Consider the following 9,464-nt stretch of genomic DNA (forward strand, 5'->3'; position numbering starts at 1 on the left):
CAGAAAATCAATGCACCGCTCAAATTCAATATTCTGTTGCATAAGCTCCTCCCGTTATTGTTTTGATCTGAGCTTATTTTACAGAACTTGCCGGAAAACCACATTGAATAGAAATTGATTGTAAATTGACACAATCAATTTAAAACTATCCGTATTTTCTTGAATCGAATGTACGTTCGTGTATATGATAGATATACTCAATCTTAACTACGAAAGGGGAATTTGTCTAGATGATCCATAATTTCTCCTTCTCATTTCTTCGTTAAATAATTTTTTCCATATAGACAAATAAGGCACACAAAGCTTATCTTTGTATGCCTTGAAAAATTCACTCGATAAATTAAATAACAACATAAACATCAAACGGGAACAAATCCATTTGTAAAGTAAAGATCATATTGCCATGGGAATAGTTAATATTTAACTCCATTTCATTGCTGTATCGTATACGAACAGGCATAAGTTTTTTTTCTATTACCAAACGCATCAATGCAACATCACGCAGATAAATGCTTTTAACATAACGACCGATTTCACAAAAGTCTTCTAATGAAACCGTTTCCCTGGCATTTGGAACATCAAAGTCTTTCTTGAAATCTAAACAGTTATCGCATCTTCCTCCTTTTCCCATCTGTTCACATTCCTTCAAAATCCTTTTTTCCTCATTTTCAATTTCCGTATTGTCGTATTGATAAACAACTTGATTTATCGCCATCTCAACCATTCCTGCACATTCACCATCTTGAGTATACTTAGTCATTACTCTCATTTTCTTTTCTCCTTTCAAGTTCTTCTTTATAAATTCGCTCATAAATTTTAGCAACTCTCCAGATTGAGAAACTCCCATTTCCTTACAGGAACTAGCAAAATCATCTGCAATGTTCTGATTGACTTTGTATGACTTGCTTATGTATCCTGCTTTCTTGTTCCATCTGTCCTGAGCTCTCATTATTAGCGCCTCCTTTCATACGGTGTACCGTATGTCTGTATTATATATACGGTGTACCGTATTGTCAAGTACTTTTTTCATCCAATACCATCTCATGGAAATTGGTATTAAATAGCTGATAAAGATTGTTATCTTTTTCTATTGTATTATCAAGTGGGACAATCTTATCGCCAAACCGGATAAGTCCCATTCCCGGCTCTGCTCCATTCACACAGGCAAGCTGCTCGGAAGAAATATCAAACAAATCTTCTACCGCTTCCTTGTCCATTGTTCCCTGATCCAGCAAAAGCATAAATTCGGAATTGGAAACCATTGTTTTCGTAGAACGGTTTCTCTGTGCATCGATTAAGTTCTGGCTCATTCCGGTACAGATAGGCAAACTCTGCTTTTTCCGCCACAAAGCGGTCAATGTCCGGCACAACATCCGGTACATGGAACGGATTGACATAAAAGACATTTTCCGCAGACTGTGTCAGATTGATATACTGACCGCCCCACGCTGCAGCAATGTCTTTATATTCACCCATTGGATCTACCACGATAATGTCATCCTTTGAAAAACATAACACCTGCCCCATCTCGGATTTCTCATTATAGGACTTTCCGGAACCCGGAACACCAAACACCATCCCGTTTCCATTCTTTAATAATTTACGGTTTCCTATGATCAGATTTTTGGATACCTTATTAAAGCCATAGCAGTATCCCAAATCATCATGAATCTCCTGCGCATTAAACGGAATGAAAATGGAAAGTTCCTCAGAGGTAATTGTCCGCATTGTATCAACAAATCTTGCTCCCGTCGGCAATGATGTATTCAAGGCATCAAGCTGTCGATACGAATGTGGAACAATGTCCATGTTGTGTGTTTTTCCAATGATACGCACCTTTTCTGTCCGCTCCTCCAGTTCTTCCATCGAACCAGCTTTTACCACAATGGTGATCCCCACATAAAGAAGCCGCTCATCAAACGAAGAAATACGATCAAGCATCTCCTCCGTGTCTCTTTGCTGCTTTCTCCTCTCGTAATTGATGTTGGTAGAATAATCTCCATTTTCGTTTTTCAACTCCTGCTCACGGTTAATGCTTCGCTCATTAGACATGTACTTTTTCATCACCATCTGATATGCCACATCATTGTCGAGCGGCTCCACATCCATTGAATAAATGATTGGAAAGTCCATGTTTGTCAGTTCATTTAAGAATTGATCCGTCAAACCGTTCGGATATTTTCTGATAAACATCACACAGGCGCAGCTTCCACCCTCCATTTCCAAATATTCCGGATGCTCCCGCAAAGAAGTATTGATAATGTCATTTCTCCAGTCCCGTTTCAGATGCAGATATTCATTCCAGTTAAAAGAAAAAGATGCCTCGTCACCCATGCGATAATAACTGTGTAATGCTCGCAAACGTTCCGTGGCATCTAATGGTATCAGGCAGCTCCCCAATCGGTGAAATAATGGCACTTTGTAAATGCGTTCTGTCTGTGGAGTCAGTGAGTCCTTTCTGAATATTTTTAGCATTTTTTTTAACCTCCTGTTCTTGTTTTTGGTAAGAAAAAAGAACTACCGAAGTAATTCCTTTTTTAACTATCTTGATTTATCTTTCCAATTTGTGTCACCACGGGTGACACAAATTACTTTTCCCGATATATTCCTTTTCAATTCTATAAGCCATATGTTGTAATTTTTATAGCTTGTAAAATTGTCTACCTCAGTAATAATCAACTTGTCACCTGCTCTTGATACATCCTCTTTTAATACCTGATATCTTGGACGATTAAAATTCTTTCCTGTCTGCTGGTCAGTGAATATCTTTTCCAGCTCCAGATTGTTCTGCTCACAATAGGCTGTAATCTCCTTGATGCCTCTGTCTAAATGCTGTTCTCTTGTACTTGTTCTGTGATAACCATATCTCTTCATGATTATTCGCTCCTTTCCTTAGTCCTGAAATGTGTACTTTTTGAAACTACTAAAAAAGGACTGATAAACAGTCCCCAAATGTTTGGACATCCATTTACGAAACGTCCCGGTATTTATGTATGCTTTTTGACACCACCTCCTTAAAAATGGGTATAAAAAAAAGGTATTTTCAACCTCCTTCTCTGACTACTTATGACTATAAGAAATGACACCACCTCAACCCTTGATTTATCGTCATGGGCGAAGCGGTGTCAATACTTGTAATTTTTGAATCCTTTTAAAACCCTTAGGTGGATTCTAGTTTTTCTAGTGCATTGCTCACTTCTATACTTAATCCTTCTACTCTCCTATATGCTAATTCTCCCATACTTAGGTCATACACTAGTTTCTTTTTCATTTCAGCCTCTATATGAACAGTATTTCTGTATTCATATAATTTGACTAAATCATCTGCCAATCCTTTACTTATCAGATTCAGCTCTAATAATGCTGCTACTTTTTGTTCATAGCGAATTTTAGTTTTATCAACAGCTTGAACCTTATTATAGCATGGAATAATATCTTTTTTATCATGTTCCAGTTCTTTGGCTATTTTTTCCAATTTATGTCCTGGTATTCCAATTTTGACCAAGCGTTCTTGAAACAGAAGATTTTTTACTGTATTCGTTTCCTCAAATAGTTCAAACAACAAATAATTAACAACCGCCTCTTGAATAGACACATACATTATTACCTGTGTCTTTATCTGAGCTAATAAAAGCTCGTCCGAAGCTTGTAAACCCTCAAAGAATTTATAAATTTTTCTCGCATTTATAAATTCTACAATAAGTCTATCTCTCAAACTTTTATTCTCAATAAATGGATAAAAATGTGACTCATACCACTCTTTATTAGGTAAATGTCCTGATATGTAATTCTCTAGTTCTTTTTTAGTCTCACTTGTAAATGCCATTTTCTACTATCTCCTTTGTCGTAATACTTACTTAATATTAATCGATTTTGAGTTTGATATAAAAATCCTTTCCCTACTTTAAGATTGACTTAATTACTGCTTCGAGAGGAACTTTTTATAATAATGCCGTGGCATACTAATATACAGTTACCAAATCAGCTCGAAGTGCCTCAACGCATCCTTAATATACTCCACCTTCTCCTGCGGACACTGCTTCACTTCTGGATTCTCCTTCTTAGACTTATTATAATTCTCGCCCATATCCAGACCACACATCCGTTTTACCTGTGCAATGTAAGAAGTATGCACATGCACACCATACTTGTCCTTCACATACTCCTTAATCTTCTGATAAGTAGCCTTTTCTTCTGGTGTGTAATTACTCTCTTCATCAGGCTCCATTGTTACCTCAATTTTCGGTGTATCTTTTTTGAGGGATAATTTAACAACCGTCTCGACGTGAACAGTCTGGCAAAATTGATCAACGCAGCAGGCTTTTTCCAGCTTATATCCTGCCGCCAGAAATGCCGGAAGATCTCTTGCCAGGCTGGTCGCTTTGCAGGAAATATATACAATATGGTCTACCCCATAAGAAAGAATCTTCGGCAATGCTTTGGGATGGATTCCATCCCTTGGCGGATCCAGAATGATCACATCCGGTTTCTCCGTCAGATCATCCAGGACTTTAAGGACATCCCCTGCAATAAATTTACAATTACTCAGGTTATTCAGTGCTGCATTCTGCTTTGCAGCTTCTACTGCCTCTTCCACAATTTCCACACCTATCACTTCGTCCGCTACGGAGGCTGCAAGCTGGGCGATCGTTCCGGTTCCGCTGTAAAGGTCGAACACTACTTTATCCTTCGTATCTCCGATATACTCACGTACAATAGAATAAAGCACTTCCGCAGCCAGTGAATTAGGCTGGAAAAATGAAAATGTACTGATCTTAAATCGCAGTCCCAGAAGCGTTTCATAAAAGAAATCCTGACCGTAAAGGATACGTGTCTCATCACTCTGCACCACATCAGAAAGAGAATCATTGATAATATGCATGATTCCCACAATTTTACCCTCCAGCGGAAGTGCAAGAAGTTCTTCTTTCAGAGATTCCAGATCATGTTCTTCCTGACTGGTGGTAATCACATGGACCAGAATCTCTCCTGTAGTCACACCGCGGCGGAGAAGCAGATGGCGCAGATATCCTGTATGCTGCATCTTTTTATAATAGGAAACGTTTCGTTTCAGGAAGTATTCATGCACACAAGTCAGGATTTTCGTCATATCTTCATGAACCAGTTGACAGTCATCTGCTGTAAGAACATCATAGGTACTGCCTTTTTTGTGCAGACCCAGCGTCAACGGACCATCCTTATATGCATCACCAAAGGAGAATTCCATTTTATTTCGATATCTGAATTCAATGGGACTTCCATGAATTCCCTCCCACTGGTAATCAGTGCCGTTCAATGCACCATCCAACAGTTCACGAACCTGACATTCTTTCATTTTGAGCTGGTTTTCATAGGACATGGTCTGATACATGCATCCTCCACATTCCGGAAAAATGCTACAGACCGGTTCTCTTGTTTCAAGCGGAGACTTCTCCAACACTTCCAGAAGTCTTCCCTCTGCACGTCCGGAACGCTTCTTATTGATCATAAAACGGACTTTCTGTCCGGGCATTCCGTTCTTTACGGTAACTTTTTGTCCGTCTGTTATCACAATTCCCTTATTGGGAAAATCTACTTTCTCAATCACGCCTTCATAAATTTCGCCTTTTTTCATATAACCTCCATAAAAATAGCCCCGGTATAAGCCGGAGCTATTCTTTCATTTTCATATTACAGGTAATTATTCTTCTTCATCTTCGAAATAATCGTCGAAGTCATCGTCAAAATCCTCTTCAAAATCTTCCAGATAATCCGGAGCAAAGAAATGATATACAGCAAATGCGATACCTGCTACTGCTGCAACTGCGCCAATGATTGCCAGTACCCAGAGGACTGTATTTTTTTCTTTCTCTTCTTCTTTTCTGTTTAATGCTGATAATAATTCTTCAATTTTGATATTCATAATCGCACCATCCTCTCAATAATTCATCAGCTGACACTTAACACTTCTGCCGTCTGCTGTTTAATGAAATTATTATAACACTTTTTCTGTAATTTTACCATAAGATATCTGCATTTATTCTATACTTTTGTTAGTTTCTTTATTATAATGATATCAGGGGGTTACTGTTCACACAATCCCGAGACATACAAGCCAAAATTCCATTGCCGCAGGCAATCTGGAATGAATTTTGCCCCTGACTTAAAAATATGCCGACAGCAACGATCTGATAAGAGAGGATAAATACTTATGGTAGAAACACTTTTTTTTGATCTTGATAATACATTACTTGATTTTAACCGGGCAGAAAGAGCAGCTATCGCAAAAACTCTGAAAAGTTTTCACATTGTTCCCGAGCCTTCAGTTCTGAAGCGTTACAGTGAGCTCAACCTCGCCCAGTGGAAGCTTCTTGAACAGGGCAAGATCACCAGAGACCAGGTAAAGCTTCGGAGATTCCGGCTTCTTTTTGCAGAGCTGAATGTGGATATACCTGCAAAAGAAGCTGCACATACCTATGAAACTCTTCTGGCCCAGGGACACTATTTCATAGATGGTGCAGAAGAATTGCTCGAAACTCTTTACGGTCAATACCGGATGTATCTGGTTACAAACGGTACCTTAAGTGTCCAGAAGGGACGGCTTAAAAGTTCCGGAATTTCCCGTTACTTTGAGGGTATTTTTATCTCCGAAGAACTGGGATACAATAAACCGGGCAGGGAATACTTTGACTGCTGTTTCTCCAGAATCCCTGATTTCCATAAGGAAACAGCAGTAATCATCGGGGACAGCCTGACCTCTGATATCCAGGGCGGCATCAATGCCGGAATCCGCACAATCTGGTTTAATCCCAGCCATGAGAAGACTTCAGAAATCATCCCTGATCATGAATTTGACAGTCTTATGAAACTTCCTGAACTCCTGTCTCATATATAAAGCGGATAAAATCGTTCGTCTTACTGCTTATTGCTTTTCGCAGCCTCCGCAGGTGACTTAAGTCACCTGCCCCATTACTATATTTTTTTCAGCTTTGCAAATCCTGCGAACATTTTCTTTATTCCCACTTTGTCAAAATCAACAGTGACTTCATAATCTCTTCCGCCGTCTACAATGTCTTTAACAATTCCTACACCAAATTTAATGTGGCGGACAGTGTCTCCCACTTCGTAATCCAGTGCAGCAGCCTTCGTCACCTTAAATTCTCTGGGCTTGAATGTTTTCGTCTCAAAAGCCATTTTCATTTTTGCAAGGTTTCTGTCTGCCTGAATCATCTCTTCAATCTTTTTCTTCTTTTCCTGAGCTTCCTGTCCCAGATCCACAAGCTCCCGCGGAATTTCACGTACAAATCTGGATACTTTATTATACTGTACTTCTCCCCGGAGCATCCGCTGTCTGGCACTTGTCAGCGTCAGATCCTCCATAGCTCTTGTGATACCCACATAACAGAGCCTTCTCTCTTCTTCCAGATCAGATCTGTCATCTGATATAATGGACATATAAGACGGAAACATCCCATCTTCCATTCCTGCGAGAAATACTCTCGGAAACTCCAGACCTTTGGCACTATGTAGTGTCATAAGAAGCACATAATCCTGATCCGGATCCACGCTGTCAATGTCTGCGATCAGTGCAATCTCCTCGAGAAAACCTGAAAGTGTGGCAGTCTGTCCCTGTTCTTCCATTGCTTCCTGATAGGATTCTGTCTTGGAAATAAGTTCATCAATATTCTCGATTCTTGCCTTCGATTCATCTGTATCTTCAGCCTGCAGCTCTGCCACATATCCGGTAAGTTCAATCACTTCTTCCAGAAGTTCACGTACTGTATAAGACTCTGCCTTACTCTTTAAACTCTGAATAAAGGTTACAAATCCATCAATCTTTGAAAGGCTTCTTCCAATAGACGGGACCTCCTCTGCCACACGCAAGGCATCATAGAAACTCACACTCATTTTATCCGCATAATCCTGTATTCTGCCAAGAGTTGTGGCTCCGATTCCACGCTTCGGTACATTGATGATACGGCGGACTGCCAGATCATCTCTGGAATTGTCAATTGTCTTCAGATAACATAACAGGTCTTTGATTTCTTTACGCGCATAGAAATTCACACCGCCTACAATCTTGTAAGGGATATTCGCAAGAAGACACTTCTCTTCAAAGAGTCGTGACTGTGCATTGGTCCTGTACAGAACTGCACAGTCTTTATACTTCGCACCATTCTCTCTGTGAGCTCTGGAAATCTCGCCTACCACATACTCTGCTTCCTCATATCCGTTCATGAACTGGCGGAAATGGATTCGTTCCCCCTCCGAATTCTCAGTCCAGAGTGTTTTTGATTTACGTGAGGTATTATTTGCGATCACCGCATTGGCTGCATTCAGAATATTCTTTGTGGAACGGTAATTCTGTTCCAGACGGATAACTTTTGCATCTGGAAAAACATGCTCAAATCCAAGAATATTTCCAATATTTGCACCACGGAATTTATAGATAGACTGGTCATCATCACCGACTACACAGAGGTTTTCATATTTAGAGGCCAACAGGCTGATAAATTTAAACTGTGCAGTATTGGTATCCTGATACTCATCCACCATGATATATCTGAAACGTTCTTGATAGTTTTCCAGAACATCTCCGCAGTTCTGAAAAAGCTCTACGGTCTTTACGATCAGATCATCAAAATCCAGCGCATTATTTCTGCGCAAAGCAGCCTGATATTCCCGATATACCTCAGCAACCTTCTTTTTAACAAAGTCCCCACCTGCATTCAGTTCCATCTCATCCGGTGTGATCAGTTCATCTTTTGCATGGGAAATCTGCGCCAAAAGAGAACGTTCCTTTGTTTTCTTGGTATCAATATTCAGTTTTCTGCACACTTCTTTCATCAGAGTTTTCTGATCTTCTGTGTCATAAATAGCAAATCTGGTATCATATCCAAGACGGTCAATATAACGACGCAGAATACGCACACAGGTAGAATGGAATGTGGAAACCCATACGCTCTCGGAACCAAATCCCACTATTTTATCTACACGTTCTCTCATCTCACTGGCTGCTTTATTTGTAAATGTGATAGCCAGAATGTTCCAGGGATTGATTCCCTTTTTATCTATCAGGTAAGCAATGCGGTGGGTAAGTACTCTTGTCTTTCCCGAACCCGCTCCCGCAAGGATCAGCAGTGGACCTTCTGTATGGTAAACCGCTTCCTGCTGCTGAGGATTTAATGTACTATAAATATCGCTCATATTTTCTCCTGTCTTCTTCCTGTACGGTACATTATTTTACAAACAACCATGCTGATCAACAAGTTGATTTCTGCAACAATCTTTCAGATTCAAAATATGTACCGGTTACCGTTTACATCTCTCGAAATATTTTTTGTGCCTGAACAGGCATATATCTTTATGATTATACACAAAAATCTGTTCGCCTACAACTGATTCCTGTAAAGTAAACCTCACATGACTAAAGTCACGTGCTTCCAGACGCTTTAGGCGTCAGACTGAATATCGGCGGATACGCC

The 9,464-nt window shown here is 39.8% G+C and carries 9 protein-coding genes; 1 reads left to right on the forward strand and 8 read right to left on the reverse strand.

What is annotated here, in order from left to right:
- Window positions 1–340 precede the first annotated feature (340 nt).
- From LJE09_RS16165 to LJE09_RS16195, 7 genes are all read right to left on the reverse strand, one after another.
- Window positions 341–949: a hypothetical protein gene (locus tag LJE09_RS16165; protein ID WP_118520197.1), complete on the reverse strand. Its 609-nt coding sequence runs from the start codon at window positions 947–949 to the stop codon at window positions 341–343.
- A gap of 64 nt (window positions 950–1,013) precedes the next feature.
- Window positions 1,014–1,217, reverse strand: coding sequence for a hypothetical protein (locus LJE09_RS16170; protein ID WP_144137038.1), 204 nt, complete (start codon window positions 1,215–1,217; stop codon window positions 1,014–1,016).
- Complete coding sequence (locus LJE09_RS16175; protein WP_118520193.1) at window positions 1,186–2,475, reverse strand: VirB4 family type IV secretion system protein; 1,290 nt, start codon at window positions 2,473–2,475, stop codon at window positions 1,186–1,188. The genes LJE09_RS16170 and LJE09_RS16175 overlap by 32 nt, the downstream gene beginning before the upstream one ends.
- Window positions 2,476–2,541: 66 nt before the next feature.
- Window positions 2,542–2,874, reverse strand: a complete 333-nt coding sequence (locus LJE09_RS16180; RefSeq protein WP_118633338.1) for a recombinase family protein — start codon at window positions 2,872–2,874, stop codon at window positions 2,542–2,544.
- Between the two features lie 286 nt (window positions 2,875–3,160).
- Window positions 3,161–3,826 (reverse strand): hypothetical protein, encoded by a 666-nt coding sequence (locus LJE09_RS16185; RefSeq protein ID WP_118633339.1) that lies wholly within the window; start codon window positions 3,824–3,826, stop codon window positions 3,161–3,163.
- Window positions 3,827–3,973: 147 nt separating this feature from the next.
- Window positions 3,974–5,614 carry a 23S rRNA (uracil(1939)-C(5))-methyltransferase RlmD gene (gene rlmD, locus LJE09_RS16190; RefSeq protein WP_227311551.1) on the reverse strand — a complete coding sequence of 547 codons (1,641 nt, stop codon included), beginning with the start codon at window positions 5,612–5,614 and terminating at the stop codon, window positions 3,974–3,976.
- Window positions 5,615–5,680: 66 nt separating this feature from the next.
- A complete protein-coding gene (locus LJE09_RS16195) occupies window positions 5,681–5,902 on the reverse strand; it encodes a hypothetical protein (protein ID WP_008706577.1) in 222 nt (73 codons plus the stop codon).
- A 288-nt stretch (window positions 5,903–6,190) separates the two neighbouring features.
- On the opposite strand from LJE09_RS16195, the gene LJE09_RS16200 reads away from it, so the two are divergent.
- Entirely contained in the window at window positions 6,191–6,874 is a 684-nt protein-coding gene (locus LJE09_RS16200; RefSeq protein WP_161276575.1) for a YjjG family noncanonical pyrimidine nucleotidase, read from the forward strand.
- A gap of 77 nt (window positions 6,875–6,951) precedes the next feature.
- On the opposite strand, the gene pcrA is transcribed toward LJE09_RS16200, so the two are convergent.
- Window positions 6,952–9,186, reverse strand: a complete 2,235-nt coding sequence (gene pcrA, locus LJE09_RS16205; RefSeq protein WP_055058613.1) for a DNA helicase PcrA — start codon at window positions 9,184–9,186, stop codon at window positions 6,952–6,954.
- Window positions 9,187–9,464 lie beyond the last annotated feature (278 nt).

The organism is Blautia sp. DFI.3.45 (assembly GCF_020593505.1).
Classification (GTDB): domain Bacteria; phylum Bacillota; class Clostridia; order Lachnospirales; family Lachnospiraceae; genus Blautia_A; species Blautia_A wexlerae.

Excerpts from the sequence above, each read along its gene's own strand:
- LJE09_RS16165 (WP_118520197.1), bottom strand. The coding sequence starts at position 949 with ATGAGAGCTCAGGACAGATGGAACAAGAAAGCAGGATACATAAGCAAG.
- LJE09_RS16170 (WP_144137038.1), bottom strand. The coding sequence starts at position 1,217 with ATGGACAAGGAAGCGGTAGAAGATTTGTTTGATATTTCTTCCGAGCAG.
- LJE09_RS16175 (WP_118520193.1), bottom strand. The coding sequence starts at position 2,475 with ATGCTAAAAATATTCAGAAAGGACTCACTGACTCCACAGACAGAACGC.
- LJE09_RS16180 (WP_118633338.1), bottom strand. The coding sequence starts at position 2,874 with ATGAAGAGATATGGTTATCACAGAACAAGTACAAGAGAACAGCATTTA.
- LJE09_RS16185 (WP_118633339.1), bottom strand. The coding sequence starts at position 3,826 with ATGGCATTTACAAGTGAGACTAAAAAAGAACTAGAGAATTACATATCA.
- rlmD (WP_227311551.1), bottom strand. The coding sequence starts at position 5,614 with ATGAAAAAAGGCGAAATTTATGAAGGCGTGATTGAGAAAGTAGATTTT.
- LJE09_RS16195 (WP_008706577.1), bottom strand. The coding sequence starts at position 5,902 with ATGAATATCAAAATTGAAGAATTATTATCAGCATTAAACAGAAAAGAA.
- LJE09_RS16200 (WP_161276575.1), top strand. The coding sequence starts at position 6,191 with ATGGTAGAAACACTTTTTTTTGATCTTGATAATACATTACTTGATTTT.
- pcrA (WP_055058613.1), bottom strand. The coding sequence starts at position 9,186 with ATGAGCGATATTTATAGTACATTAAATCCTCAGCAGCAGGAAGCGGTT.